Annotated in this window: 32 protein-coding genes and 1 pseudogene; 19 read left to right on the forward strand and 14 right to left on the reverse strand. The window is 52.9% G+C overall.

Annotated features, from left to right (window positions below):
• Positions 1 to 146: 146 nt before the first annotated feature.
• The gene (locus tag V3224_RS21825) at positions 147 to 434 is read left to right on the forward strand and encodes a hypothetical protein (RefSeq protein ID WP_334472643.1); all 288 of its coding nucleotides are present in this window, start codon (positions 147 to 149) and stop codon (positions 432 to 434) included.
• A gap of 259 nt (positions 435 to 693) precedes the next feature.
• Here V3224_RS21825 and V3224_RS21830 read toward each other — a convergent pair whose 3' ends face one another.
• The 8 genes from V3224_RS21830 to V3224_RS21865 all read right to left on the reverse strand — a co-directional run bounded on the left by V3224_RS21830 (position 694) and on the right by V3224_RS21865 (position 8,347).
• Positions 694 to 1,371 (reverse strand): hypothetical protein, encoded by a 678-nt coding sequence (locus V3224_RS21830; RefSeq protein WP_334472644.1) that lies wholly within the window; start codon positions 1,369 to 1,371, stop codon positions 694 to 696.
• Positions 1,319 to 1,978, reverse strand: coding sequence for a hypothetical protein (locus V3224_RS21835; RefSeq protein WP_334472646.1), 660 nt, complete (start codon positions 1,976 to 1,978; stop codon positions 1,319 to 1,321). Before V3224_RS21835 ends, V3224_RS21830 begins: the two co-directional genes overlap by 53 nt.
• A gap of 520 nt (positions 1,979 to 2,498) precedes the next feature.
• A complete protein-coding gene (locus V3224_RS21840) occupies positions 2,499 to 3,125 on the reverse strand; it encodes a recombinase family protein (RefSeq protein WP_334472776.1) in 627 nt (208 codons plus the stop codon).
• Positions 3,126 to 3,288: 163 nt separating this feature from the next.
• Positions 3,289 to 4,653 carry a hypothetical protein gene (locus tag V3224_RS21845; RefSeq protein ID WP_334472648.1) on the reverse strand — a complete coding sequence of 455 codons (1,365 nt, stop codon included), beginning with the start codon at positions 4,651 to 4,653 and terminating at the stop codon, positions 3,289 to 3,291.
• A gap of 229 nt (positions 4,654 to 4,882) precedes the next feature.
• Positions 4,883 to 5,605 (reverse strand): A24 family peptidase, encoded by a 723-nt coding sequence (locus V3224_RS21850; RefSeq protein ID WP_334472649.1) that lies wholly within the window; start codon positions 5,603 to 5,605, stop codon positions 4,883 to 4,885.
• Positions 5,606 to 5,861: 256 nt separating this feature from the next.
• Positions 5,862 to 6,260, reverse strand: a complete 399-nt coding sequence (locus V3224_RS21855; protein ID WP_334472778.1) for a lytic transglycosylase domain-containing protein — start codon at positions 6,258 to 6,260, stop codon at positions 5,862 to 5,864.
• A 93-nt stretch (positions 6,261 to 6,353) separates the two neighbouring features.
• Positions 6,354 to 6,947 carry a type 4 pilus major pilin gene (locus tag V3224_RS21860; RefSeq protein ID WP_334472650.1) on the reverse strand — a complete coding sequence of 198 codons (594 nt, stop codon included), beginning with the start codon at positions 6,945 to 6,947 and terminating at the stop codon, positions 6,354 to 6,356.
• Between the two features lie 299 nt (positions 6,948 to 7,246).
• Positions 7,247 to 8,347 carry a type II secretion system F family protein gene (locus tag V3224_RS21865; protein WP_334472651.1) on the reverse strand — a complete coding sequence of 367 codons (1,101 nt, stop codon included), beginning with the start codon at positions 8,345 to 8,347 and terminating at the stop codon, positions 7,247 to 7,249.
• A gap of 78 nt (positions 8,348 to 8,425) precedes the next feature.
• On the opposite strand from V3224_RS21865, the gene V3224_RS21870 reads away from it, so the two are divergent.
• Entirely contained in the window at positions 8,426 to 8,890 is a 465-nt protein-coding gene (locus tag V3224_RS21870; RefSeq protein WP_334472652.1) for a ClpX C4-type zinc finger protein, read from the forward strand.
• Positions 8,891 to 8,902: 12 nt separating this feature from the next.
• On the opposite strand, the gene V3224_RS21875 is transcribed toward V3224_RS21870, so the two are convergent.
• Genes V3224_RS21875 through V3224_RS21895 form a run of 5 tightly spaced genes read right to left on the reverse strand, consistent with a single transcriptional unit; the run spans position 8,903 to position 13,291 of the window.
• Positions 8,903 to 10,411 (reverse strand): GspE/PulE family protein, encoded by a 1,509-nt coding sequence (locus V3224_RS21875; RefSeq protein ID WP_334472653.1) that lies wholly within the window; start codon positions 10,409 to 10,411, stop codon positions 8,903 to 8,905.
• Positions 10,405 to 10,959, reverse strand: coding sequence for a macro domain-containing protein (locus V3224_RS21880; RefSeq protein WP_334472654.1), 555 nt, complete (start codon positions 10,957 to 10,959; stop codon positions 10,405 to 10,407). The genes V3224_RS21875 and V3224_RS21880 overlap by 7 nt, the downstream gene beginning before the upstream one ends.
• 52 nt (positions 10,960 to 11,011) lie before the next feature.
• Positions 11,012 to 11,467, reverse strand: coding sequence for a type IV pilus biogenesis protein PilP (gene pilP / locus V3224_RS21885; protein ID WP_334472655.1), 456 nt, complete (start codon positions 11,465 to 11,467; stop codon positions 11,012 to 11,014).
• Entirely contained in the window at positions 11,454 to 12,749 is a 1,296-nt protein-coding gene (gene pilO2, locus V3224_RS21890; RefSeq protein WP_334472657.1) for a type 4b pilus protein PilO2, read from the reverse strand. Before pilO2 ends, pilP begins: the two co-directional genes overlap by 14 nt.
• Positions 12,749 to 13,291, reverse strand: coding sequence for a hypothetical protein (locus V3224_RS21895; RefSeq protein ID WP_334472658.1), 543 nt, complete (start codon positions 13,289 to 13,291; stop codon positions 12,749 to 12,751). The genes pilO2 and V3224_RS21895 overlap by 1 nt, the downstream gene beginning before the upstream one ends.
• Between V3224_RS21895 and V3224_RS21900 the strand changes: the two genes are divergently transcribed.
• The 12 genes and pseudogenes from V3224_RS21900 (at position 13,269) to V3224_RS21955 (ending at position 23,100) form a co-directional block, all read left to right on the forward strand.
• Positions 13,269 to 13,799, forward strand: a complete 531-nt coding sequence (locus V3224_RS21900; RefSeq protein WP_334472659.1) for a phage protease — start codon at positions 13,269 to 13,271, stop codon at positions 13,797 to 13,799. The genes V3224_RS21895 and V3224_RS21900 overlap by 23 nt on opposite strands.
• Entirely contained in the window at positions 13,799 to 14,746 is a 948-nt protein-coding gene (locus tag V3224_RS21905; protein WP_334472661.1) for a Mu-like prophage major head subunit gpT family protein, read from the forward strand. The genes V3224_RS21900 and V3224_RS21905 overlap by 1 nt, the downstream gene beginning before the upstream one ends.
• 47 nt (positions 14,747 to 14,793) lie before the next feature.
• On the forward strand, positions 14,794 to 15,210 hold the full coding sequence (locus V3224_RS21910) for a gp436 family protein (protein ID WP_334472663.1): 417 nt from the start codon (positions 14,794 to 14,796) through the stop codon (positions 15,208 to 15,210).
• A complete protein-coding gene (locus tag V3224_RS21915) occupies positions 15,210 to 15,752 on the forward strand; it encodes a phage protein Gp37 (RefSeq protein WP_334472664.1) in 543 nt (180 codons plus the stop codon). Before V3224_RS21910 ends, V3224_RS21915 begins: the two co-directional genes overlap by 1 nt.
• Positions 15,745 to 16,014 (forward strand): DUF2635 domain-containing protein, encoded by a 270-nt coding sequence (locus V3224_RS21920; RefSeq protein ID WP_334470948.1) that lies wholly within the window; start codon positions 15,745 to 15,747, stop codon positions 16,012 to 16,014. Before V3224_RS21915 ends, V3224_RS21920 begins: the two co-directional genes overlap by 8 nt.
• Positions 16,011 to 17,506: pseudogene (locus tag V3224_RS21925) on the forward strand (phage tail sheath subtilisin-like domain-containing protein). The gene V3224_RS21920 and the pseudogene V3224_RS21925 overlap by 4 nt, the downstream one beginning before the upstream one ends.
• A gap of 9 nt (positions 17,507 to 17,515) precedes the next feature.
• On the forward strand, positions 17,516 to 17,881 hold the full coding sequence (locus V3224_RS21930) for a phage tail tube protein (protein WP_334467919.1): 366 nt from the start codon (positions 17,516 to 17,518) through the stop codon (positions 17,879 to 17,881).
• A gap of 9 nt (positions 17,882 to 17,890) precedes the next feature.
• The gene (locus tag V3224_RS21935; protein ID WP_334467921.1) at positions 17,891 to 18,352 is read left to right on the forward strand and encodes a hypothetical protein; all 462 of its coding nucleotides are present in this window, start codon (positions 17,891 to 17,893) and stop codon (positions 18,350 to 18,352) included.
• Positions 18,330 to 18,473 carry a hypothetical protein gene (locus V3224_RS21940; protein WP_334467923.1) on the forward strand — a complete coding sequence of 48 codons (144 nt, stop codon included), beginning with the start codon at positions 18,330 to 18,332 and terminating at the stop codon, positions 18,471 to 18,473. The genes V3224_RS21935 and V3224_RS21940 overlap by 23 nt, the downstream gene beginning before the upstream one ends.
• Positions 18,474 to 18,476: 3 nt before the next feature.
• Positions 18,477 to 20,633: a tape measure protein gene (locus V3224_RS21945; RefSeq protein WP_334469520.1), complete on the forward strand. Its 2,157-nt coding sequence runs from the start codon at positions 18,477 to 18,479 to the stop codon at positions 20,631 to 20,633.
• A gap of 9 nt (positions 20,634 to 20,642) precedes the next feature.
• Positions 20,643 to 21,992 carry a DNA circularization protein gene (locus V3224_RS21950; RefSeq protein WP_334469518.1) on the forward strand — a complete coding sequence of 450 codons (1,350 nt, stop codon included), beginning with the start codon at positions 20,643 to 20,645 and terminating at the stop codon, positions 21,990 to 21,992.
• Complete coding sequence (locus tag V3224_RS21955; protein WP_334469516.1) at positions 21,985 to 23,100, forward strand: phage baseplate assembly protein; 1,116 nt, start codon at positions 21,985 to 21,987, stop codon at positions 23,098 to 23,100. The genes V3224_RS21950 and V3224_RS21955 overlap by 8 nt, the downstream gene beginning before the upstream one ends.
• Here the strand turns inward: V3224_RS21955 and V3224_RS21960 are convergent.
• Positions 23,072 to 23,269, reverse strand: a complete 198-nt coding sequence (locus V3224_RS21960) for a hypothetical protein (RefSeq protein ID WP_334470380.1) — start codon at positions 23,267 to 23,269, stop codon at positions 23,072 to 23,074. The two genes, V3224_RS21955 and V3224_RS21960, sit on opposite strands and share 29 nt — an antisense overlap.
• On the opposite strand from V3224_RS21960, the gene V3224_RS21965 reads away from it, so the two are divergent.
• The 5 genes from V3224_RS21965 to V3224_RS21985 are packed head-to-tail and all read left to right on the forward strand — an operon-like array spanning position 23,189 to position 26,980.
• The gene (locus tag V3224_RS21965) at positions 23,189 to 23,698 is read left to right on the forward strand and encodes a phage baseplate assembly protein V (RefSeq protein WP_334470336.1); all 510 of its coding nucleotides are present in this window, start codon (positions 23,189 to 23,191) and stop codon (positions 23,696 to 23,698) included. The genes V3224_RS21960 and V3224_RS21965 overlap by 81 nt on opposite strands.
• Positions 23,695 to 24,132: a phage GP46 family protein gene (locus V3224_RS21970; RefSeq protein ID WP_334469514.1), complete on the forward strand. Its 438-nt coding sequence runs from the start codon at positions 23,695 to 23,697 to the stop codon at positions 24,130 to 24,132. Before V3224_RS21965 ends, V3224_RS21970 begins: the two co-directional genes overlap by 4 nt.
• The gene (locus V3224_RS21975; RefSeq protein ID WP_334469513.1) at positions 24,133 to 25,212 is read left to right on the forward strand and encodes a baseplate J/gp47 family protein; all 1,080 of its coding nucleotides are present in this window, start codon (positions 24,133 to 24,135) and stop codon (positions 25,210 to 25,212) included. It abuts the gene before it with no gap.
• Entirely contained in the window at positions 25,203 to 25,754 is a 552-nt protein-coding gene (locus tag V3224_RS21980) for a YmfQ family protein (RefSeq protein ID WP_334469511.1), read from the forward strand. Before V3224_RS21975 ends, V3224_RS21980 begins: the two co-directional genes overlap by 10 nt.
• Entirely contained in the window at positions 25,754 to 26,980 is a 1,227-nt protein-coding gene (locus tag V3224_RS21985) for a tail fiber protein (RefSeq protein ID WP_334472665.1), read from the forward strand. The genes V3224_RS21980 and V3224_RS21985 overlap by 1 nt, the downstream gene beginning before the upstream one ends.
• Positions 26,981 to 26,984: the final 4 nt, after the last annotated feature.

Consider the following 26,984-nt stretch of genomic DNA (forward strand, 5'->3'; position numbering starts at 1 on the left):
AGCATCAAATTGTGGTCAAAATTGGTAGGTTTAGTACATCCATAAAAGAACTGTACAACGTCCTCGAAAGATAAAAAGCGTCTAGAAAACGCAAATCGTTTCTGGCAAAATCATATCGATAGACTCCAGTAATAAGAGTAAGCAGGATGACCCACTCTACCGAACATCAACGTATACACACTAAAATGGTCAAACAAGTTTTGAAAGATATTGCGATCATGAAGAAATTACCCTATCAAGTGGTGTTTCGACGCTTTATTGAAGAAGATATTGACTGCACAGATTGGTTTTGGGATACGTTCTATCGATGCTTTCCTGAATCTAATTACCGCTACGTCTGTTACTGCCATGACTGTAGGCATTTTGATTTATATAAAACCGAAGAAGATATGCTAGGTGATAATACAAAAACTTCACTCTTCTTCCCCGCATGATAGGCAAAAACTTTCTTAGTAAAGATAGGCGGTTATCGAGCACGGTCTTCTAGATATCTCTTATAGCCAAGCGACTTTAAAATGATTACAATCAATTTGCTATATATCAGATCAATACCAGCACATTCTATATAAAAGTGATCTATCAGGCACGAGACTTAACTGAGGTGCTTGACCAGCCTGCTATATCACTAAAGCACTCTGGAAATTACAGAGCATTACACAGATACTGCAGGCTTCACTGAACATATTTTACAAATTAGACTCGTTCATCATTAAACGGATTTAATTTTTCATTGTACTTATTAGCAGAAGACTTTAATTTATTACTATATTCATCACTAAATGGATTTAATTCTTCATTATATTCGTCACTGAACGGATTTAATTTTTCATTATACTTATTAGTAGAAGACTCTAATTTATTATTAGATTCATCACTAAATGGATTTAACTTTTCATTATTTTTATTAACAGATGATATTTTATGGTTATCAATTTCTGATGAGTTTTTATTATCAATAAAATCAGACTTTTTATTTTTTTCTCTAGGTAGCCAAGTATCGTATAACCAACTTTTTCTCTCTCCAATATTCCACAATTTTATCAATGTGGTGTCTCCAACTTTTATATGAGATAATTCCTTATGGAAAACTTCCTTTTCTTTTTCGTCAAAATAGAGGTTATTTTGTGTAATCTGATAATACACAATATTGTCCGTAATAGTTCGTTTAAATAGGCTATCTCGCTCAGTTAGATGATTACTTAATATTAGTTCATTCAAATTTTTATAATTACTGTTCTCTAAAAGACGTCTTAGCGTCAATCCACGTAATTCAGAATTAATAGGCGCAATGTTGGAAAATTCTATTTCTTTTCCGTTATTAAAGCGAGCTATAAACGTTTGTTTTTTTATTGTTACTCTTACCAAAACCAATAAAATTTTCGTGGCTATAAGCAGAGTCGTACAAATTTTCTTTCAATATTCTTTGAGCCTCTTCATCAACTATCATATCTTTAATTTTAGAGGTAATAAAAGACTCTTTATTTTCTAACTTTTCTTTAAATTTATTATAGTTTCCTTCAACTTCCATCATGATTTTTTTCGCACAGAAAATCGGAAGGTTGGCTTTATCTTCGTAAGAATGAGTTTTTTCAAAAACTTTATCACATTCATACAATGTTAAACCATCTATCTTTAACTTATAACCCCAATCGTTGTTAACATCTTTTTCACCTATTTCTAATGTAAATTTACTTTGATATTCTGGGTTTACTAAGCTTCTAAGTTCTATGAATTTTTCTAAACGATTATATTCAGGATTAATTTTATCTTCATTTTTAATATCTTGAATGGAAAAGAATAAATTTTTTATTGTTTCATGTTTTACTCCTCCTTTAAACCAGTCAATAATTTTATCAATAAAATCAGACAAATTATTTATTTTGGTTGCCTCTTCTAAGGTATTAGCGCTCAAAACTTGATGAAGTTTTGATTCATTCATTGTTAGGTTTATATGTGGTGTTGAAAAAGTGATAGACATAAAAATCCTTTTAGGAAATGAAATTTATTATTAGTAAGTTCGTATTTTATCTTCAGAACATGTAAAACTTACAAAGAATAAGAATATAAAAACAGTTAATTATTTTTATCAATTATTTGTGAATAAAAATCAGTTCAACTCTTTAATTTTTTGAAATTGTTCCCCTGACACGAGTTTCGCACAGGCCTATAAAATTCTAGAAATGGCTTAAAAGTAATGATTAATCTGCAAGTTACTGAAATGCATAAATTTACTTAATTTACAATAAGTTATATTTAATTTATAAGGTTTTATCTATTTACATATTATGCTGAATTAAACTTAAAAATAGAGCGTTTTTTTATTGGTGCGAAACTCGTGCCTGACTTTTTTAAGGATCATGTATAGCCAGGCGACATTATTTTAATTACCAAAAGATATGATGTTATCCAATATAAATTTACTGATATAGCGATAACCACCCCTCCACACAAAAACGGTGTTGGCCAATTCGAAAGCATTTAGAGTCAAATAAAAATCCTTAATCTTTCAGCTTTTTTGACTGATGTATAGCCCAGATCCGTTTGACCTGGCTTATACTACATCCGGCCAGAAGAGCGGTGCGCTCAATAGTCAGACCTGATTGACGAAGCGTAATAATGCGCTCGTGAGTAGCTGAATCGGCTTTTCGGCCAGTATATTTACCCGCTGCTTTAGCGAGCTGGACGCCTTGGCGCTGCCTAGCACGCTGTAATTCATAATCATCCCGCGCAGTCTGCAAAGCAAGCTTCAACAATAGCTCCTGAACGGATTCAAGCACGATACGAGATACCCCGGCACTGTCGGCCGCCAAATCAGCGAGATCAACTATACCCGGAATCGACAGCCTGGCGCCTTTTTTCCTAATAGAGGTGATCAATTTTTCAGCTTCAGGAAGAGGCAGACGACTGATGCGGTCAATTTTTTCAGCAATAACAACATCACCGGGTTGCAGGTCTGCGATCATACGCAGAAGTTCTGGTCGGTTTGCCCAAGCACCAGATGCTTTTTCCTTGTAAATCCCGGCAATGTAAAATCCATTGTCTCTTGCCATACTCTCGAGAGCCGCTTGTCGAGTGAGATCCTGTTCTGATGTGCTGACTCGTTCGTAGATACGCGCTATTTTCATAATGGTAGCCAATTTGAGTATAGTTAATTTGGCTATCGTAAATGGTATGGCTAAAAATGGCAATCTAAGATGTAAATTGGCTGTTTTGTTTTTGGCTATTAAAATTGGCCGATTAACCGCTTTTTTGGTTTCATTGATCCCCAAAACCCGTATATTATTTTTTTCAGTCAATACATTCTAAACCCAATTCTTCCCAAATCCACTTAAAATCATAGTGGGACATGTGTGGGACTGCGGCGGTGCTGTTTTCCAAATATTTGAGCCACTGAATCAGAGTTGCGTGTTGATCTTTATTTTTAGAAGACTCTCTTGGTGTTAGGTTATTAAGCATGGGAATAGGCTCATCTAATATATTCCGGTAATACTGATCTAACGAAGCCTTTATCACCTCAGGCGCTTCAACAGGTTGCATCGAAGGCAACCCTTTTGGGGAATAATTATCCATCATGTGCTCAGAATTTTTATAAACTGAGAGCGGAGTTCCAATTAACTCGTTCAATAAAGTTTTAAGAAAATCTCTAATTTCCTCCGCTCTTTCAATAGAGTTAACAGTCGCTACCAAATACTTACTCGTTATGGATAAATGACCCAATACTGTTGCTCCTTTATTGTCAATGTTATTCTTATCACAATCTAACCAGACCCATTCTTTGCTGGTACTATTAAAATCAAGTTGTGATGCCGCATGTAGCCGCCTTTCAACTTCCTCTATATCACTTTTATCAATAGGAAATTTGATTTTACTCCAGTGTAATTGATGACCATCGTTATTCAAAAGCATAGGCATAGGCTTGATTATCGATAAATAGATCTGGCATGCCCAAAATGAAAACAGGATATCTGGCAACTGTTTGTTTGCTTCTATTTTTGCCATTTCCTCAATATCTTCATCCGACCATTGGCATTTGGTATCATCCGCGCGAACTTCCTTCAGTATATCAATGTCACTTTGACAAGCATGTTCGAGTAAAGCAGGTACTTCCTGAGCTTGGTAGGGAGAAAAGGGCAAAAGTCCTCCTGAAAAAAGGTATTTATCGTCCAACGAAATTACTCTTGCGGCAATACAATCCCAGCGTTTTAGATTTTCGGAACCTGCACACTCATAAACACGGAGCGCTTTACTTATCGATCCCACAGGGCGGACTTCAACCCAATGACCCGAGTTAACATCTGTGATCTCCAATAGTTTTACTTCACTTTTTGCCAATGCCTGGAGATAACGTTTTGCACGAGGCGCTTCTCGCCATCCACGACGCTTTATATAATCCTCAATCATACAAAAATCCTCGTTATCCCAATAAGCTGTTGCAAATAGTTCGAATAGATACGCAAAGGCCATGTCCATACAACCGTTGTCTTCAAGAACCTGGCCAAACTCATCAACGGTAACATCAACCTCGTTTGCTGATTCCATCAGCATTTCACTAAAAAATTGTACTTGCCTTTCTGACCATGGCGCTTGTTCACCATACTTTATTAAATTAAAAATCGCTTTATTAATGTCTTTTTGTTGTTTACGTTGGTTCATATTTATCATCTTTATTCAAAAGTGTAATAATTTTAGGAGTCAATGACCCTTAGCAACGCTAATGATGCCATAAGTAATTTCACCTCTCCATCAGACTAGCAAATCGAGTAATGGGTATAGGTATTTACAAAAATAAAAATAACTTATAAATCAAAAAAAAGTAGAAGTGATATACGTATTAAGCCATTTAGCGCTTACACAGAATGGTTGTTTTGTATGCATAATGAGATCAATGCCGTGAGGATAGAGGAGGCACTATCCCACCGTTGATAAGTCCTAAAAGTAGATTACTTTCGACCGCTGTTGACAAAAACAGCACAATAGCTGCCACTCCACATAAAAACGGCGCAAACGGCGCTGAACGATAATTGACGTTTTTCTGCCACTGAATTGGATGGCGTAATCTTCTTGCCAGCAAAAAAAGACCCCCTGCAATAGCCGCACCACTGATAACCCAAAGTACCGCGGGGAAGGAAAACCACAGGCCCAATCCCGCCATCAGGTATACATCGCCCAAACCACACTGCGCGTAGCCATCGCGACGATAAGTGAGGGTGCGTAGTGCCCAAAGCACACCAAAGAGACTTAACGCGGTGAATAAGGCGAGTAATACAGTCTCTTGGTATAAGAGAAAACGAAAGACGGCTCCTGTCAACCCAAAGGCCAGCGTGAAACACCGCGGTAAGCAGCGACTGGCCGCATCCAGATAGGTGAACAAGGCTAAATACGCGAGGAAAAGCAGAGAAAAAATCCCTTGTAACGGTGATGGCGCTAACATTACCGATAGAAAGGTTAATCCGGTAAAAATCACATAAGTTACCGTAACCATCCTACCGATGGCTGACAGCGGGCGCTCGTGATGAACATCGAGAAAATGCCTTGTGACCCCAACCACGCTGCTTTGCACGACAACGGCGCAGAGTCCCATCAACACTAGACTCAGCGCGCTCACGGTTTCCTCCCGTCATCGCTGATAACCGGCCAGTAGCGCGCATAAACCTGTTGGGCGTAGCGCAAGCGTTTCTTTTCATTGCGGGGATGAAATCCCGCGTTATATGACACGAGTTTCGCACCAATAAAAAAACGCTCTATTTTTAAGTTTAATTCAGCATAATATGTAAATAGATAAAACCTTATAAATTAAATATAACTTATTGTAAATTAATTGAATTTATGCATTTCAGTAACTTGCAGATTAATCATTACTTTTAAGCCATTTCTAGAATTTTATAGGCCTGTGCGAAACTCGTGTATGACCCTAGACAGTCCCAGTTGACACCACACTCGCGCAGATGTTGTGCCAGTATCCACGCGCCGATTTTAACGTTAAGGCACGGCTGATTGAGCAAATCCTGCTGGTTGCGGATCACCCCCATCTTCTGGAGTTTGGGAATATGGGTGGAATTGATTTGCATCAGGCCATAATCGGTGCTCAACACCCGCCCCTGCCTGTCACGATTGATATTTACGGCTTTTGCCGACAGGCTGCTTTCCTGCTGCGCAATGGCTTTGAGCAATTTGGGGTCAATCTGGTATATTGCGCCCGCCTCATTAAAACAAAACGCCTTTGCCGCCGTGGTTAAGCTTATGGCAAGCCAAAAGGTCATCATTTTCACGATATACGCTCCTTAAATGCAGAAAAAGCAACACTCGCCCTTTCTGCATCAAAAGGCTTTAAAAATTAAAAAAGAAGGGAGGAATTAATTGTTAGATTTGAAAATGAGGGTATTGACGCCGACAGAGCCGTTATCCGGTTTACATTGTGAGCCGGCTTTTTCAGCAGTCACTGCGCCGACGTTATTACTACCAGATATTGATACCTCGTGTATCATAGCGCTGCCACTGAGTTTTGTTGCCATTGTGCTACAGGCTTCCTGTGGCACATTTTTATAAGTAACAGAAAACCCTTTATTATTGGTTGAACCTTGTACTTTTTCCGGCGCTATGATGACATCACCGCCCCAGCCGTTGGCTATTTTTGCATCGCCTTTTGATTTCTCCCCGTTAATGGTCATATTGCCGGGTACGCCGCCAAATTGCACCAATGTACCCGTCATTTTTGCGCTATTGGTAAACGGATATTCGCCCTGTGTTTTTAGCATACCGCGGGATTGCGTCACTAAAGCCTGTACGTTAGCAATTTCATCATTAATGGTGCTTTTGTTGAACATACCGGAGACGGCACCAACCGCAAGTACAATAGCGACGGCAATAATAGCCAGTACCCCCATCATTTCCAGACTTAAAAATCCCCGGTGAAGCGTTGACGTCTTTTTCATACACGAGTTTCGCACAGGCATATAAAGTTCTAGAAATGGCTTAAAAGCAATGATCAATCTGCAAGTTACTAAAACACATGAATTTTCTTAAATTACAATAATTTGTATTTAATTTATAAGGTTTTGTCTATTTATATATCATGCTGAATTAAACTTAAAAATAGCGCGTTTTTTTATTGGTGCGAAACTCGTGTCATACTTTCCTCTTTGGTGTGTTGATTAAGGAAGCCGTTTTCCAAGCGGACCCCATTAAATGCCTTAACGTAGTTCCCTCCACTTTCCTGCAAACTATCCGTTGAACTGTTTTTCATTGCTTACCCCATTTGATTGACCATGGTATTTAAATCGCGACTGGCTAATAACAGCAGCAACATATAACCGAATACCAATAAGAAGCACAGCGCGGTTAAATAAAGCGTTTTTTTCTTGACCTGTTTGATAGTGATAGCCAACCAACGGTCAGCATAACGCTCAAGGCTGTTTTCGGTCCCCGCACCTTCGGTTAATAGCATCATTTGATTGACACAATCCCGTGAGGGAAAGTGGTAGCCGGTACTTTTTAACGCCAGTTCCAGATGTTCGCCTTGCCGCATATAATGGAGCGTTTCATTAATGCGCCTTTCCAGCCACGGACTGGCGGTTTCGCCAAGCATATTAACCGCCTGCATGACCGGGATATTGACGCGCAGTAAGGCGGCGATATTCAGCAAAAAGTAAACGCCCTGCACGGCGCGATACACTGACCACGGTGGCAGACTGTCGGCGATTTTTCGATTGACCCAATGGCCCATTGACCATGCCATCAATCCGAGTAAGGCTAGTATCCCAAACAGCAGTAACCACTCAAAGTTAACAATAAATTCAGAAATACCGGTGAGCAGGCTTAAAGGTCCATCCCATTTCTCACGCGGCACCAGTCTTGCCAGCTTGGGGATAAACTTTTCACACACCATATGCATCATCAGGACCACAATACCCAGCAGAAAGCATGGGTAGGCCAGGGCGCCGAACAGGGCGGAAACCATGGTTTTCTTGCCCTCGACAATCTGGCTGGCACGACGCAAGGCGTCGGAAAGCTTGCCAGAAAGGATGCCTGAGCCAATCAGGGTAGCTTCCTGAACCGGCACCCATTCGAGCAGTACCTTCTCAAACGCCCCTTGTGCCTCATCCAGCGCCGACAGGCAATCGGTCAACAGCACCGCGTAAGGATGATGCTTACGGCCAAAATCGGTGACAACGTTACGCATATCGATAAAGGCTTGCTGCAACGCTTTGTTGTTATCCAGCAAAAAGGCCAGCATGTCGTAGAAGGCAATGCGGTCTTTAGCGGAAAAGGTTTTCTGGTAAATCCAGTGGAGAGTTGCATTAAGCACATATCTTGCGGTTTGCCTATTATATTGCTGATAATCTGGCATTATTATTGACTCCGTTGTAAGTAAAGCGCATAAACCTTAAACTCCTTCTACTCGTTAGTGATTATTGATAGGCTCTTTATGAAAAAGGATATCCATTGCTCGTTTTGTGGAAAACATAATGACGATGTAGAAAAAATGATTGCTGGACCAAAAGTATTTATTTGTGATGAATGTGTTGAATTGAGTAAAAGCATTATTAATGAGCAGAGAGATGTAAACGCTATCGAAAAAGAAAACCCACACGCAGCGAATCTTTATGTTTTTCTTGAGCGGCAGTCTGGAATATTTTCCGAGCGTGCAACGTTATGCTCCAATGAATTGATGATGAAGGTTTTATCCATTGATGAATTGTCGCTGAATACCGCGGTTCGTTTGCTGAAAAAGAAAAAATTACTGGAAATAATCCCATTGAATGCGGAGTTGAAAGTTTACTTGCTTAATGAAAATGGAATAAAAAAACACTATGATGAGGCTTTGAAACTTTATAGTATTCCTGCAAATATATTTATCTCACCAAATTCCAAGTTAAAATTACTTCCATGATGATTTATTGGTTTATTCCGGCAGTAAAGTATAATTGTCTTCATCAATCGGACAAATAAAATGCGCGGCCAGCGGGTCAACTTCTCCCGCATGAATATAGTGCAAAACGTGCTGATTACGGGTAATGCCACCTAATTTACGATGCCAGTAGGTTTTCGCTGCCGCCTTGCTTTTTGTCCGATATAATTCAAAAAACTGTGCATCCGGGGCGATCACTTCGGCCACCACTATCCGCCCGACAATCCCGGGATAACAGTGTTCACAGCCTTCAAAATGGCGCATAAACACCTTTTTAGGCTGGCAACAGTGTTCAATTAAATCGCGATCGTCCACCTCAAGCTGCCCAGCAACCCGCTGATAGGGCACTTTGCAGTGCGGACATAAGCGCTGTACCAGCCGTTGACTTATCAGTCCAATCATTAATTGAGGATCGGCCAGTAATCGTCCTGATACCCCTTCTACTTCCAGTCGCTCAAGGATATTCAGGCCATCATTGGCATGGAGTGTGGTCATCAGAATATGCCCGGTCATGGCCGCTTTCAAGGCAGTGATGGCGGAATCATAATCACGGATTTCGCCGTTTAAAATCGCATCCGGATCACAACGCAAGGCATAGGCCATCGACAATAGCCACGCGCGTTTGATTTCCTCGGTGTTTTTCTTGTCGGCGATAATCGGTGTCTGGATCGCGCCATAAATCCGGCCTTCGGGCGGATCTTCAATGGTTAACAGTCGCCGTATCGTCAACTTGTTGACATACCCCCACAACGACAGGTAGGCCGCCGCTGCTGTGCGTAACGTGGTTGATTTACCTGATCCGGTTGGCCCGGATAAAATCATCATCCCTTCAGGACGGCGTAACAAGCGTTTCAGTACCCTGATTTGCTCGGGCAAGAAGCCCAGTGTTTCAAAATCCGGTACCGTCTCGCCGTCATCCTTAATCAGGCGCATCGCCACATAAAGCCCTTCCACATCCGGTATATGCGCATAGCGTGCGCCAAATATCCCCAGCGGCTTTAAAAATCGTTCGGCAATACGACCGTCCTGATGAAGATTGGGGTAAAACTGTTTCTCGGTGACATCACACATCGACAGGATAATGGTGGACGCCAGCGCCATTCCTTCGTCCTTGTCGATGCAATCCAGACATTGCAGTTCACCGTGTACCCGCACTTCAACATAGCAAAATTCGCTGCCATCGCGCCCGATAGTAAAATGTAGATCAGAGGCGGAGAGTGCAATGGCCTTGCGGAAGTAGCTTAATACCCGCTGCTGGTTAACGCTGTGTGCCGGGACATCGCTCGATAAGGGGATGGCTACGTTGGCGATTTCATCCAGTGACAGGCTGGCCCAGCGGATACGCCCCGGAAAGGCTTTCTGTACCCGGCTGACAAAGTGCTGAACCTTGAAATCCTCGCGATAATTATCCGCGATAAAAATATCAATCATGCCGTCTTCGGCCTGTGTCACCCGCACAAAGCGGGCGATATCGGCATCGGGCTGTGGAAGGAGGTTTAACATAAGTCATCTTCTCCCTTTAAATAAAAATCCAAAGACGTCTGATAAATTGCCGCATCCCTTTCACTAAAACAGACAAAAATGACCTGGCTGATAACGGGGTTAGATTTCAAAAAGTCTCTGACGGTGGTGATCGCAATGCGCGCGGCGAGAAGACGAGGGAAATGATAGTGACCCGTACTTATCGCCGGAAACGCGATGGTCTGTAAACCGTGTTCAACGGCCAGCAACAGACTGTTTTGATATGCACTCGCCAACTGGGATTGTTTCAATGTAGCCCGCCAGCCCCACCTCCATACAGGGCCAACCGCGTGTATCACTTTCCGTGAAGGTAAATTCCCTGCATCAGTGATAACCGCGTGTCCGGTTGGACAGGCACCCTGTTGATGTCGCTGCTGTTGACAAAGTTTTTTTAGTTTGGGGCCAGCAGCGCGATGAATAGCGCCACTGACGCCGCCCCCGGATCGTAGTGACGTTCTGGCCGCATTAACGATAGCGTCAACAGGGAGATGTGTAATATCGCCTTTTATCATCATGATTCTTTTGTGCATTGGTGATCCCCTTAAATCCATAGTTACCGTTTTAACCTTTTTCTTTTTTGCATTAATAAAATGCCAGTGTGCGTTTATCGTTGCCGTCAGCCACGCGGACTTCGCGGGCGCTAATCACTTCAATCAAAAAACGGGTGCCGGGGATCTGCTCGCCTTGCCGTAGTTCGGCACGCTTGCCATCGGAGAGCACCAGACGCGCCATGAGTTGCTTGCCACTGCCGTAAATTTCTTCTACTGACGGTAAGCCCCCGGCGCGGGGTAAAATTGCTAGCTCCCGGCCATTGAGCGGTAAATTCGCTGTCCGGGCATCAATACCGCTCTCTTCCAGTTCGCGTTGAATGCGGGCGCGGGCAGCTTTCGCTTCCAGCATGACGGTTTCGGCCTGTATCTGCTCCAGGCGTTGCAGGGTGTACTCTTCCATTACCGGCGGTTGCTGCGGCGGGGTTTCGGCATAGGCTGCCACACTTAATCCTGCCGCGATAAACAGGGCACATTTATGATTTTGCATATAATTTTCCTTGCATCCGGTAACTTAAGCGCCCCTGATTGAGCGTGATCGTGATGACGTGCAGGCGTAAACCCAAATCGTCCAGTTCATCAAACAACAGGGTTGGGGGGATGGCGGTTTCCAGTGAAAAACTAAAACTTCGCCACGGCATAATCAGTGCTTCGCCGTTAGCGCTCACCTGACGGTTGTCGTCTTCCTGTAAGTTAATCGGCAACCGCATTCGTTGCGCAAAGGTGGTTAATCGCTGTATCTGGTGATCTGCCTCTGGCAAAGCACGGGTATCCGGCGACGCGGTGAAGGTCACGTGCTGGCTAAAGCCGCCGGTATCGCCCTGACCGGGCAAATTGAAATACGGCGTTGTTTGCCCGGCGTAAACCTGCTTCACCCGGTAAACGAAGTCGCCCACGGTGGCACCAACGGGTTTACTGTACGCCAGTCGTAGTGTTCCTTCCTGTACGCACTGTGCCTCTTTAAAGCGCCAGCCTGCCAGCGACAGCGGGATTTTTTGCCAATGTTCGGCACAGGCGCTAATAAACGGCATCAATCGCGGGGTGTCATGCCACGGCGAGCGCAGCGCCGGGGAGGGTTGCACCTGTTGCTGTGCCAGCCATGCCGCCCGTATCGCGGTCTGACGTAACGTTTCCTGATGGGTTTGATATCCCTGCCAGCCGACGTAACCGGCCAACATCAGGCCGCACAGGGTGAACAGGCCTAAAAATCGCCGCTTGCGTGATGTTGCCTGAAATCGGGCGCTGGCTGGAAAGCCAGGCCCTGCCAGCAAACCGTCTAAATCAAAAGGCTGGCTATCGGCGATGTTCCAGTCTGCCGGGGCAAAAATCTGCCAGCCGCCTTCCGGCTCACGGTTAAACTGGAGAAAGTTTTTTTGCGTCTGCGCGATGGCGGCCTTGTCGCCGACCACATCGTTAATCAGTACGCCGTCAATGGTACTGACAAAGCCGTAATGCGCCTTGTCTATCGCGATAATCGCGTAGCCGCTGCCTTTAAGTTGTCGGGCGATGAGTAGTGCCAGTGCGTAACCGTCCTTGCAGCCTTTGGGCAATGCCAGCTTTGCCCAATTGACCAACCCCATCACCCCCTGCGGATTTTTCTGGCTGTCCCGATAGCGATAGCTGACCACGCGATCGGCCCCTTGCCGTCGCGCTTCGCTTTTAACGTTTTTACCCGCCCGCAACGTCACGGGGAGCCAGTCTATTCCGGCCAGAAAAACGCGGCGACCTCGCACAATAGGCGTCGCGGTAAATAGCGGTGTTGTCGTCATCATTATCCCTCCTGCGACAGAACCGGGGTAATGAGCACAACCAGCATCCGATCACCGTCTTCTGCCTGTTGACCGCCGCCTAAGCCAAAGAACCACGGTTGACCGACGCCCTGTTTGCTCCCTTTACGGCTGGCCTGCTGAAAGCCAGATAACACCAATGTCTGGCCGGTTTTCATTTTCACGCGCTGGGTAAAGGTTTTCAGTTGCGTATTGAGCAACTCGACCGAGCTTTCGCCGGAAGTAAAGGTACGGCGAGTAGGTGGTTCAGAGAGATTAATGGCAAATTGCAGTAACAGGTGTTGACCGTCCGGCATGATATTCGGTAGCAGATTGATATAAAACCCGGTGGTAATGGTGGCGGGCTGAATCGAGGTTGCCGTGCCGACATTCGCGGTAGATTGTGTTGTTACCTGCGTTACATAATCCTCCTGTTCGGCCACCTGCATGGCGACCGGAGAAAGATTGGTGGTGGTATTCGATTGTTGGGTAACGACACTTACTTTTGCCTGCTCTGCAAGGGCTTTGAGAAAGACTGAGGTCGCCACCGCCGCCCTGTCTGCCGTGACCACGCTAAAAAGCCAGGCGGACAAGGCTACCGCGCTGGAAACCACTATGGCGGCCCTGTCCGCTGACCTGAACGCCCTGAAAACCCAGGCACCGACGGTGGCCGTGGATTTACGCCGCTATGTCCCGGTCGAGACCTATAACGCGGTGCGTGAGCAGGTGGTGTCACTGTCCGCCGACCTGGGAAAAACCACCCTGGCGCAGACGCTGGACCAGGCCGAGCAGGACGGGCGGATATTGAAATCCGAGCGCGCCTACCTGGAAACACTCGGCGACCAGATTGGCGTGGCGGCGTTGTCGGCGCAACTGGCGACGCGCCAGCCGATAGCCGCCCTGACCCGGGTGCAGACCGAAACCCTGATGCTGCCGCCCCAACACCGTGAAAAAACCGCCACCGTCGCCCTGTCGGCGGAAGAGTTACAGGCCGCGCGCGTGCTGGGGATGACCCCGGCGGCGTTCCAGAAAATCAAGACCGAGGACGCACTATAATGCCAACCCCCATTACCCCGTCGCAAATCACTGCCCTGATGACCGGCTTTCGCAAAGAGTTTCAGAACGGGCTGGCGATGGCCCCGTCTCACTATCAGCAGGTGGCGACCAGCGTGCCCTCGACGTCAAAATCCAATACCTACGGCTGGCTGCGGCAGTTTCCCGCGTTCCGTGAGTGGGTCGGTGCACGCAGTATCCAGCAGATGAAAGTCTATGGTTACACCATCAACAACAAGACCTATGAAGGTACGGTGGCCATTACCCGCGATGATTTCGAGGATGACAATCTGGGCGTGTATACCCCGCTGTTTCAGGAAATGGGGCGCGCTGCCGCCGCACAACCGGACGAACTGGTGTTTACCGCCTTGCGCGACGGCAATAAAACCGACTGCTACGACGGTAAACCTTTTTTTGATAGCGAGCATCCGGTCTATCCCAAGGTCGACGGCACCGGCACCGCCAAAAAGGTCGCCAACCAGTTGATTGAAAAAACCGGCACCGGGGCAACAGAAAAATACTACGAGGGGGCGGTATGGTATCTGCTGGACTGCTCACGGGCGCTTAAACCGCTGATTTTCCAGAACCGCCGCCCGCCGGAGTTACTCGCCCTGACCAAGGTCGATGAGGGGCGCGCGTTTACCGATAACGAATTTGTCTTTGGTGCCTCCGCCCGGCGCAATGTGGGCTACGGCTTCTGGCAGATGGCTTACCGCATGCAGGCGTCACTGACGCTGGATAACCTCTGGAAAGGCTGGAGCGCCATGCGCGGCTTTAGTGCCGATGGCGGTCGCAAGCTGGGTATTCGCCCGACCCATCTGGTGGTGCCGGTGGAGCTGGAAAAAACCGCCACCCAGTTACTGGAGCGGGAATTACTGGCCGAGGGCAGCACCACGGTCTCTAACGAAATGAAAGGCAAGCTGACACTGTTGGTGGCGGATGCGCTCTAAACGCCCTTTAAACCGGGTTTTAACGGTCATTAACGGAGAGTCAGTGGATGTATGCCAGTGAGCAGGATTTACGCGCCCGCTATAGCGCCCCGTTGATAGAAAAACTGGTCGACGGGCGCGGCGATGAGGCGGCAGCCCGGCAGAAAGTGGACCAGGCGCTCAGCGATGCCAGCGCCCTGATGGACAGCTTTATCGCGGCCCGTTACGCGCTGCCGCTCTCGGTGGTGCCGTCGGTGCTGAAACAGCATGCCTGCACCCTGGCGTTTTACTACCTGAATGACGAGCGGGCCACTGAGCAAACCCGCCAGCGTTACCAGGATGCGCTGCGCTGGCTGGAGGCGGTGAAAAAGGGTGAACTGCCGCTCGGGGTGGATAACGATAACCAGGCTCCCGACAGTGCCGACCTGCCGCAGATGCAGGCCGAGGCGTCGGTGTTCGGGCGCCAGCAGAAAGGGTTTATCTGATGATTGTCTCCACCGAAAACGCCTTGCTGGCGCGGCTACATGATGTGTTTGGCAAGACGTTGCGCGAGATCACCACCCATCCCGGCGACTGGAGCGAGGCGGGGCTGCGTGATGTGCTACTTACACCGCCCTCGGTATATCTGGTGTGGCTGGGAGCGCAGGCGGGTCAAGTGAAAGGGGTGATTGACAGTCGCTTTGTTTTTTACGTGGTGGCCGAGGTTATCAACGGTGCCGAGGGAGACCGCCCCGGCCTCTACCAGATAGTGGCGCGCCTGATAGCGGGCTTATCGGGTTTTTGTCCCGCAAACGCTGGGCCGATGCGCTTTGAAGAGGGGAGCAACCTGTACACGGAGGAACAGGGGAATTGCGGCGTGGTGCTGTATGGCATCTACTTTACCTGTGAGGAGCCGGTGCCAGCGTTGATGCAGGACGATGGCGTGGATGCGTACCTGCGCCATTATCAGACCTTTACCCAGGCGGACGACAGTCTGCCGTTCGCCGCCCATATTACCCTGCGCAGGGGACACACTGACGATGAATGACACCGATAACGCTTTGATGCGCTTCCCTAACCCGCATGACTTACCGATGATTTTTGTGGTGCCGGCCCCGGAGCGTACGGTGCGTGAACCGAATTCCCTGCGGATGTTACCGGATACGGGGGCCTGCGTGCCGCGCAATGCTTTCTGGCTACGCCGGCTGCGTTTCAAGGATGTGCTGGAAATCCCGCCCCCATCCAAACCGGCGGCCACCCGGCAAAAGTCAGCCCCTGCCGCCTTGAGTAAACAGGAGTCGCCTTCATGACCATAAGCTTTAATGAAATCAGCGCCGGGGTTCGCCTACCGCTGACGCATATTGAGATTGATAATTCGCAGGCCGTCACCGGTAACCCGACCACGCTGACCCAGGTGCTGATGTTGGGTCAGGCCGCCATCAAGGACGGCAAGGTCGACGGCAGCGGCGCAGTAGACACGCCGGTCCGCATCACCCGCGCCGATCATGCCGCGACACTCTGGGGCCAGGGATCGATGCTGGCGGCGATGGTGAGGGAATTTTTAACCGATAACCCGGATGCGGTGTTAACCGTGATGGCGCAGGGTAACGGGGCGGGCAAGGCCGATGCCGGCAGCCTGACCTTATCGGGCACAGCACAACAGGCCGGGGTACTGAATGTCTATCTCGGGGGCGTGCGGGTGCGCGTGACGGTGGAGAAAGGCCAGCAGGGTAAGGCGGTCGGCGATGCGCTGGCCCTGGCGATTAATGCCCTGCCGTCGCTGCCGGTGACCGCTGTGTCTGCCGCGCCGGGGGGTGAAAATGTCACTGCCGATCAAACGGTGGTGACCCTGACGGCACGGTTTATTTCCGACTATTCGGCGCAGGATATCCGCCTGAATTATTACGATGGCGAGATAACGCCGCCCGGGCTGGCAGTGACACTTGCCGCGCCCGCTGCACGGGCGACGAACCCTGATTTGGCCAACAGTATTGCCGCGCTGGGGGATACCCAGTATCACCATATTGTCATGCCCTGGCTCGATGCGGCCAATCTGAAATTATTGAGTGAAGCGCTGCGCGATCGCTGGGGACCGACCAAAATGTCTGACGGCATCGCCTGGGCGGCCCATACCGGCAGTCTGGGGGAAATCACCCAGTTCGGTAAGACGCGCAATGATTTTCTGCTGACCTGTAGCGGCATTCAGCGCGCCCCCGAGCCGGCCTATCTGTGGGCGGCCACCCTGTGTGCCATTGGCGCAAAACATTTAAGTCTTGATCCGGCGCGCCCGCTGCAAAGCCTGCGCCTGCCGCGACGGCTGGCGCCGGCATTGTCTGACCGGCTGCGCCCAACCAGCTGCTGTATGACGGCATCGCTACCGTGACCGTGGGGGCCGACGATGGGGTGCAGATTGAGCGGCAGATAACCACCTATCGTACCAACGCCTATGGCGATCCGGATCCGTCTTACCTCGATGTGAATACCGTGGCGACGCTGTCTTATCTGCGCTATTCCACCGGGGTACGCATCACCCAGCGCTTTCCGCGCCATAAGCTGGCCGATGACGGTACGCCGGTGGCACCGGGGCAGGCGATGGTGACGCCGGCCATTATCCGCACCCAGTTACTGGCGCTGGCGATAGAGTGGCTGGAGGCGGGGCTGATTGAGAACTTCGAGCGCTTCCGCGACAGCCTGATTGTCGAGCGCAACAAAAACGACCGCAACCGGGTAGACGTACTGTGCAGGCCGGATGTGGTCAACCAGTTCCGCATTTTCGCAGAACAAATTCAGTTCATTTTGTAAGGGGGTACGATGGCATTTGGCAAACTGCAATACCAGGGCAAGGCCATTGTCCGGGTTAACGGGCAGGAATACCCGACCCTGACGGGGGCCACCTTTACCCCGTCCGGGGAAAAACGCGAGGAAGTGACCGGCGCACGCGTTTATGGCTACAAATCGACACCTCGCGCCGCCACGCTGGAATGCAAATTCCCGGCGCGGGGTGATCTGAGTGTGGACGTCATCAACGGCTGGCACGATGTCACGCTGGAGTTTGCCGCCGATTCCGGCGAAACGCACATGATGACCAACGCCTGGAGCAACGGGGAAGAATCCCTGACGGACGCGGGCGAAATTTCCGCCAAATTTACCGCCATTCGCAGCCAGCGTGTGGCGTAAGGAGCAAGCATGACCCACAGCATGGAAACCCTGGCGGCGGCCCACGAGGTTGAAGGGGTGTCGCCGGATATCGCCAGTGTCGCCGACGAACTGGCGCGCGGGCAACTGACCCTGGTTGACGGTCTGGTCACCGGCAGCGGTGATGATGAACAGCGCCATACGGACGTCACCCTGCGGCCATTAACCGGCAAGGACATTATTGATGCCGAATTGGCCGCCGAGCGGGTGGTGCAGACGGCTAACGGCTCAGAGTTAGTGCGTTCGCCAGCGATGGTGGAGTTTGAGCTGCTGCGCCGCCAGGTCGCCCGGCTGGGCAACCTCAACGGCCCATTGTCGCTGCTGCAACTGAAAAGCCTGTCGGCGCGGGATATTGAACGCCTTATCATCGCCCAGCGTCTGGGCGGCAGCGCGCTGGCCGGCCAGCTGGCGGCTGATGCGGGGCGACTGGATGCAGTGTCGGGAAAAAATTGAGGAAGCGGCGCTGATGCTCGCAACCGTTACCAAATCGGGCATGGACTGGGCGCTTTCCCTGCCGTTAATCCGGCTCTACCGGCACTGCCAGCAAGCCACCCATTTATTACAGCGTGAGTAACCGATGGCAGAAAAAAAAGTCAAAGCCGCCGTCATTGTTGACCTGCTGGGCACCCTGCCCCGGCAGGCGCGGCTGTTCGGTCAAAGTCTGGTCGGCATGGGGCGGCAAGGCGGCGCATCCCTGCACGGTCTCGGTCTGCGGGCGAATAGCCTGGGAAGTCAGCTTGACCGGCTGGGCCATCAGGGCCAGCGCACCTTTAGCGGTCTGCGCCTGGGGCTGGCGTCGGTGTCATCCGGTTTTGACCATCTGGAGACGCGCGCCAAGGCGGCCTATGGCGGCGTAGCACGCCTTTACGGGCTGCTGGCCGGGGGCGCGGCACTGGTTGGCCTGAAAAAAGCCTTTATCGACCCGGCGGCGGCAATGGAAAACTACACCATTCGCCTGAACGCGCAGAATAACAAGAACAAGGGACAGACCGACGACGATATTCAGTGGGCGACGAAAAACGCCAAAGACACCACCTGGGGCTTGCAGGGCGTCATTCAGGAGTACACGACCAGCCGTGAATTTGGCATGAACCGAGAGCAGGCGAGGCTTTTTGTCGCCATGCTGGAAGACCAGGGCGCGCGGCACGGCTGGACGCTGCCGGAAGCGCAAGGTGCCTCCCTTCAGCTTAAGCAGATGTTTTCCCGCAAAAGCATTCAAGCGCAGGATGCGAACCTGTTAACCGGCTATGGCGTTGATGTTTACAGCATCCTTGGCCGGGCGCTGGGAAAAACACGTCCTGAAATGCAGGCTCGCGGGGAAAAAGGCTTGCTGGGGCCTGAGTCTATTCGCTTGCTGTTTCAGGCGATGCGGGCAGAGGCCAAAGGGGCGCAGAAAGACGCGATGAACTCGTGGACGGGACTCACTTCCCAGCTGGGTGATGTCTGGCAGCAGTTCGCCGTCAAGGTAATGAATCAAGGGCCGTTTAAACGGCTTAAAACCGAGTTAAAAGACTTTCTGGATGTTGCCGGCGAGGCGCAGGAAAGCGGTTTGCAGGACCAATGGGCCAACCGGCTGGCCAGCCGTTTTAACGGGGTATTCGACAGTGCCCGACGGGGCGTCACGCTGTTTAAAAATGGCCTGAGCCGGGTCAATGCTGAATTGATGGCGCTACGCCAGGCCGGTTACGGCGACACCCTCGACACTATCGGCAAATATGCCGCTAACACCGCCAAAGCCATGCTGGCGATTTACGTCGCCTCGAAACTGGCCCGTGTCGGCATGGCGATAGCCCGTCCCGCCTGGGGGCTGGCCAGTGCGCCGGTGCGTTACCCGTGGCGGGCTTATCGATGGTGGCGTGGGCGCGGCAAAAATGCCCCGGCGGGTTTGCCTGGCCCGGCACCGTTTGCGATGGGCGGCGGACTGGGTGCGCCGGTGAGCGTGTTTGTCACCAACTGGCCGGCGGGCGGCGTCGGGGGAGGCAGTGAGACTTATGTCGATGGCAGCGGACGCACCCGCCGTAAAGGCTCGCGCCTGCGTCCGGGCCGTCCAGCGGCCCCGGTGCCGCGCTCCCGTCTGGGGCGGGCGGCCTCCGCCGTCTCAGGCTTCTTTGGCGGCCTGGTCAATCGTGCAGGCACCCTGCTTGGCAGCGTGCCGGGTGTGGCTCGTGCAGGCCGGTTTATGGCCTCCATTGGCCGCCGCGCCGGCGGCTGGTTGAGTCAGGTGGGCGAGCGGGCCAGCGGCCTGTTCGGCGGCGCAATGCAGACACTGTCGGGCGCGACCGGCTGGCTGAGTAATAAGGCCGGCGCACTCGGTCGCGGTGCCCTGCGGTTTGGCAGTCGGCTCGGCGGCCCGTTACTCACGGCTTTGTCGGTTGCCCCTACGCTGCTCGATAAAGACGCGACAGCCGAAGATAAAGGCGGCGCACTGGGGTCGGCAACCGGGGCGACGGCGGGCGGACTCGTCGGCGCTATCGGCGGCCCGATTGGCGCGGTGGCCGGCTCGATGCTGGGTAGCGTACTCGGCGAAAAACTCGGCGGCTGGCTGGGCGATATCTACGCCCGGTGGGACAAGCAGGACGAGCAACAGGCAATACCGCAGGCAGTGAAAGCCCAGGCCGACATGCGTATCGCCCTGGCCCCGGGCCTGGTGCTGCAAAACAGCGCCGTCACCGACAGCAACGCCTTTGGCTTACAGCTCGATGTGTATAACGGCGACAACTACCGTATTTATTGAGGTGCGCAGATGAAAAGTACCGGTCAGGGCCGCTTTCGCGGCGTGCCTTTCTGGGTTTACAAAGAGCAGCGCAGTCGCGGCGGTCGCCGGGTGGTGCGGCGTGATTACCCGCTGCGCGAACACGGCGGGGCAGACGATTTAGGAAAAAAACTGCCTGAGCACACCTTCACCCTGTCACTGACCGGCGATGATGTGCAGGCGCAGCGGGTACGGCTGACGCAGGCGCTGAATGCGCCGGGACCGGGCGAGGTGTTGCACCCTGACTGGGGTACGCTGTCGGTGCTGGTTGAACATTTTGAAAGCCGCTACAGCGTCGATAACCAGCGTCTGGTGGAGTTTACCGTCACGGTGGTGCCGGTGGCCGATGAGACCGCCCCTGCGGTGGCGCAAGATACGGCTGGGGTGGTCAATCGCCAGGGCGACAGCACACTGGCCGCACTCTTTTCAACGCTGGCTGATGGCTGGCAGGCCTCGCTGCATGACGCGCAGGCGTTGATGGATACCGTTAGCGAGCAGGCCAACACGCTGGAAAGCGCCCTCACGGGTCTGGGGCTGCTGGCCGATATGCAGAGCTTTAGTGCCTCGTTTACCGCCCTGCGCGGCAATATCCAGGGGCTTATCAGCACCCCCGACCGCCTGGCGCTGGCCTTCAAGGGCATTTTTCAGGGCATACAGCGCCTGCCGGCTTACCCCCAACCTGAGCAGATAAAAAACCGGGCACGCGCGCCGGTCTCCCCGCAGCCCGGCGCTCTCCAACACCAGATAGTCCAGCTGGCCGACCGGCTGGACAGCGCTTTGGTCCGTCAGGATCGCCTGCGCGATAGGCAGGGGCTGCAACCTGCCACCCGCGCCACGCTGCAACTGCTGCACAATACGCTGCGCCTGGCGGTGGCGGTGGTGCAGGTACAGATGTTGTCGTCCCTGCTTACCGCCAGTCTGGCCGCGGTCGGCCAAAACGCACCGGCGCAGGTGTTGCCACACACGGTCTCGCCCGCCCCGCTGCCGCTCAGTGACAGCGCCAGCGTCTGGCTGGAAAGTACGCCGGATGTGGTGCGCGTCAGCCAGCAGGTCGCGCGCCGACTGGATGCGTGTGCCCTGACCAGCTCGGCGCTGGGCTATCAGAGCCTGGCCTTGCAGGTGCGGGCGTTAAGCCGCGCCTTTGTGGCGGATTTATCCCATCGCGGCGTGGCGTTACCCGGCCTGATCCAGGCCGCAGTGACAATCACCGAGCCGGCGCTGGTGACCCTGTACCGCATCACCGGCGATGCGCGTGACACGGCGCGCTTTATTCGTCGCAACCGGCTGCGTCATCCGCTGTTTGTGCCGGGGGGCGAGCGCGTGGAGGTGCTCGGTGGCTGAGGTGGCGTTGCGCATCGACAACCGGATTTTCACCCACTGGCTCTCGGTCAGTATTACCCGCGGGCTGTCGCGTCTGGCCGGGGATTTTACCCTCGGGATCATGATGCCCGGCCAGGCGTTGCCCGACAGCCTGCGCGCCGGCGGAACGCTCGCGCTGACCCTTGACGGGCAACCGGTCATCACCGGCTACCTGGACAGCGTATCGCACAAGATGGCGGCCGACGCGGCACAGGTGACGATAAAGGGCCGGGATAAAACCGGCGATCTGGTGGACTGTTCGGCGGTCTATCCGGGCGGGCAATGGCGTCAGCGCACCCTGCAACAGATTGCGCAAGACCTGTGCAGCCCTTTTGGCATTGCGGTGCGCTGGGCGGTGTCTGACCCCGAGGCCGCCAAACCCTTTACCTCCTTTACCCTTGAACTGTCTGAAAGCGTAGCGGATGTGCTGAGCCGGGCGGCGCGTTACCGGGGGGTTTTGGTGACCAGTGATGCCGATGGCGATCTGGTGTTTACCCAGGCGGCGAACACCGCCACTGACACCCTGCGTCTGGGTGAAAATCTGTTGTCCGCCGAGTACACCGAGGACTGGCGCGACCGCCACAGTCAGTATCGGGTTAAAGGCCACGGCGGCGGCGGTGGGCACGCCGGCGACGCCAACACCAACGCACTGCGCGCTGCCCCCAAGGGAGAAAGCGACGACCCCGCGATGGGGCGTTACCGCCCCAAAGTGATTCTGGCTGACAGCACACTGACCCCCGCCACCGCACGGGCGCGCGCCCTGCGGGAAAGTCGACGGGCATTGGCCCAGTCAGAACGCTTTACCACCGTGGTCAAGGGCTGGCGGCGCGAAAGCGGTGAACTGTGGCAGACCAATCGGCTGACCCGCGTCATTGCGCCGCGTCTGTCGATGGTCAGCCGTGACCTGTTGATTAGCCAGGTGCAGTTTGATCTCGATGCGGACCAGGGGGAACGCACAACGTTAACACTGGCCCCGCGCGAGGCGTTTATTGTGCCGGCGGAGGCCGAGCGTCAGGCGGGCGGTACTGACGGCGGCGTCGACGGTCTGGTGCGGGCCTGGCTTAACCAGGGGAATAAACTCGATGAGTAATATCGCACTGCAACGGCTGCTTGCCCCGGTGATACGCGGGATCCGGCTGTTGTTTGGGCGTGGCGTTCTGACCGGGGTCAATGACAGCCTGAAAGCGCAAAACGTCCAGTTGACGGCGCTGGACGGCGAAACCTTCGATGAGGTCGAGCGCCCGCAGCAATACGGGCATATCAGCGTGCCGTTGCCGGGGGCTGAGGTGGTGTTTGCCTGCCTGGGCGGCAGTCGTGACCAGGCGACCGTGCTAGTGGTAGAAGACCGCCGTTATCGACCCACCGGACTGCCCGCCGGGGATAGCGGCCTGTATCACTATGAGGGGCATCGTCTGCGTCTGACCCGGGACGGGCGCTGCATCATCACCTGTAAAACACTGGAAGTGGTCGCCGAGCAGGAGGCGGTGTTTAACACTCCGACAGCGCGCTTTACCGGTGATGTGGAAATAGCAAAGAGCGTGAGCGTGAAACAGAACATCACGATTGAGGGCAGTGCTGAATCTAAAGGCACCTTAACCGCACCGGAAGCCGTTATCGGCGGTGTCAAACAGAGTGCTCACCGCCATCAGGAAAATGGCCGGGGCAGTCTGACCGGGGGGCCGCAATGAGCGACGCGGCGCTACGCTGGATGAATGGCGAGGGGATGCTGGTACAAGAGGGCGCGGATTTACTCGCCGACGACAGCCTGACGACCACGGTGCTGCTGTGCCTGTTTACCGACCGGCGTGCCGAGGTCTCCGACTGTTTGCCGGATGGCGGCCATGACCGGCGCGGATGGTGGGCGGACAGTTACCGCGACCGCCCGGTTGGCGCGCGGCTGTGGCTGCTGTCACGGGAAAAGGCGCTGCCTGCGGTATTGGCGCGGGCGGAAGCCTACGCCCATGAGGCGCTGCGTGGCCTGCTGGACGCCGGGATGATAAGCCAGTTGCATTGCCAGGCGAGTGCGCCGCTGCCGGGCTGGCTGCGACTGACCGTGCGCCTGACGCTCAAGGACGGCAGTGCGCGCCCGTTTACCTTTAAAGCCCGTTTGGAGGGGATGTAAATGCCGTATCAGATACCCACGCTCGGCGAGCTTATCAGCCAGACGCAGCAGGATGTGGCGCAACGCCTGCCGGGCGCGCTACCGGCCCAGGACAGTCTGCTGGGTGCCATGGCGATGGCGCAGGCCGGGCTGTCGGCGCTGGAGCATGAGCACCTGGGCTGGATAGCCCGGCAAATCATTCCGAGCGACGCCGACGAAAGCGAACTGCTCAAACACTGTGCGTTCTGGGGCGTGGTGCGCAAACAGGCCGCACGGGCCAGCGGCCCGGTCAGGCTGTCGCTGTATGATGCCGCCAGTGTGCCGGTCGGCACACGTTTGCAACGGGCTGACGGCGCGCTTTACCGCCTGACAGACGCCGCCGAGGGCAAGGCCGGCAGCGTAACGGTCAACGTTGAGGCCGACCAGCCGGGGCTGGCGGGTGACTGCGGTGCGGGACAGTCCCTCGGTTTTGTGACCCCGGTTGCCGGGGTGGCCCAGCAGGCGCTGACGGAAGCACCGGGTATTCGGGGCGGCGCTGACCGCGAGCGCGTGGAGGAATTGCTGTCGCGCCTGCTGTATCGGGTGCAGTTTCCGCCGGGCGGCGGCACGCGCTGGGATTACGAACGCTGGGCGCGCGAGGTGCCGGGCGTCACGCGTAGCTGGTGTCTGCCCACCTGGAACGGGGCGGGCACGGTGGGCGTGACCTTCGTGATGGACCATCACCCGGATATCTTCCCCGGCCCGACCGATATTGCGCGGGTGACCGACTATCTCGCGCGCCACCGGGACCCGGCCACCGGCGAGTGGGTCGGCCAACCGGAGGGGCCGACGGTGACGGTGTTTGCGCCAGGGGCAAAAAAGGTCGATATCACGCTGCGTATCGCCCCCAATACCCCGGATAACCAGGCCCGTATCCGCGAGGCGCTCAGGCAACTGTTTTACACCGCGGCCAAACCAGGCGAAACCCTGTTGCCTTCGGCATTCTGGCGTGTGCTGTCCGGGATAAGCGGGCTGGATGATTACGCCCTGAAAAACCCGCTGACGCCGGTCAGTAGCGGAAAAACCGAGCTACTGGTGATGGGGGATATCACATGGCTTTAAAAGCACACCAGCGCGCACTGCTGCAACTGCTGCCTAATGGCCTGGCCTGGAACAAAGCGCCGGATACGCTGCTGGCGTCGCTGGCCGACGGCCTGGCCCGCAGCACAGCACGCGTCACCGAACGCGCCGAGCAATTGTTGGCCGAGCGTTTTCCGCTGACCGCCACACTGTTGCTGGCTGACTGGGAGCGTTTTTTAGGGCTACCGGACTGTGATATCGGCGACGATGCCGGTATCGATGAGCGCCAGCGCTATGCGGCCAACAAACTGCGCATGAAACCGAGCCTCAACCGGCAGTTTTACATTGACCTGGCGCGGTCTTACGGCTTTACGGTGAACATGAGCACCTTACCGGATAATCAGTGGGTCACGATGGTGACGATTGAGACCGACGTGGACTATCGCCCGATGCATGTGCTTGACCCGATCACCACGCCGCTGCGTATTTATTATGCAGGAATACTGGAATGCCTGTTAAACCGCTATAAGCCGGCGCATCAGGACTTTCGCTATGTGTATGCTGACAAAAAGGAGAAAGGCTAATGTATTTTTTAGATAACAACAGCGGCATTGCCACCATGCCGCCGCTGAAAGAAACCCAGAGCACCACGCCGTTATGGTTTACCGAGGGCGACGGCCACAAGGGCATCAGCTGGCCGGGGGAAGACTGGTTCAATATCCAGCAAGCTGAACAACTGGCCTTGCTGGACGCCGCGGGCATCCGCCCGGATAAGGGCAAGTTAAATCAGCTGACGCTGGCTATCCGGGCGATTATCGGTCAGGAGGCGTTACTGAAAACCCAGGCATTGACGGAGATTGCGGCAGCGGGTAAGACGGCGCAGGAAAAGGCCCGCACGCATCTGGGGCTGGGCAAACTGGCGACCCAGGACGGTATTCAGGAAGCCACGGTGCACCGCAAAGGGATTGTGCAGTTAAACAGTTCCCCTCGCAGCGCGGACGACACTACCGCCGCGACACCCAAGGCGGTCAATGACCGGGTGAATGCGGTTGTTGATAAAGCGCCGTCCGATTTAGATACGCTGAACAAGCTGGCCCAGGCCATCAGCAATAACCCCAAATTTGCTGAAAACGTCATGCAACTGTTGAGTCAAAAACTGGCAAAAAATGAGAATGGGGCGGACATCCTGGACAAAAATCAATTTATAAAAAACCTTGGTTTGTTAGAAACGGTAAATCTGGCTAAAAATGCCACACCCAATCAGCGTAAAATTAACGGCAAAACTCTCACTCAGGATGTGCAGCTAACTGCCACAGATGTTCATGCTGTTACACCCGAAGTATTGCGTGTCGAAATCCCGGTAGGTATTCCCCTGCCTTGGCCTGCTGAAAGAGCGCCGACCGGTTGGTTTATCTGCAACGGTGAGCCATTCGATAAGAAAAAATACCCGCTTTTAGCACTCGCCTATCCATCAGGAAAACTCCCTGATTTACGTGGTGAGTTTATTCGTGGCTGGGATGCTGGGCGAGGCGTGAATCCTAGGCGTAAGGTTTTATCGTCTGAAACTGCATCACTCGAGCGCCACGCTCATGGTTATCGGGACAGGTATTATGTTGAAGATGATGGTCCACTAGGCCACGCAAACAATAAAGAAAAAATGCCTGTAGGGTATAATGCAGATACAGGTTCACGTGCTACGGATGGAGATAATGATTCTTTTCTATTCATTGACAAAACAACGTCTAATGCAGGCGGTAGCGAAACCCGCCCGCGAAATGTCGCGTTTAACTACATTGTCAGGGCGGCCTGATAAT

It is taken from the genome of Arsenophonus sp. PmNCSU2021_1, assembly GCF_036919435.1.
Taxonomy (GTDB): Bacteria; Pseudomonadota; Gammaproteobacteria; order Enterobacterales; family Enterobacteriaceae; genus Arsenophonus; species Arsenophonus nilaparvatae.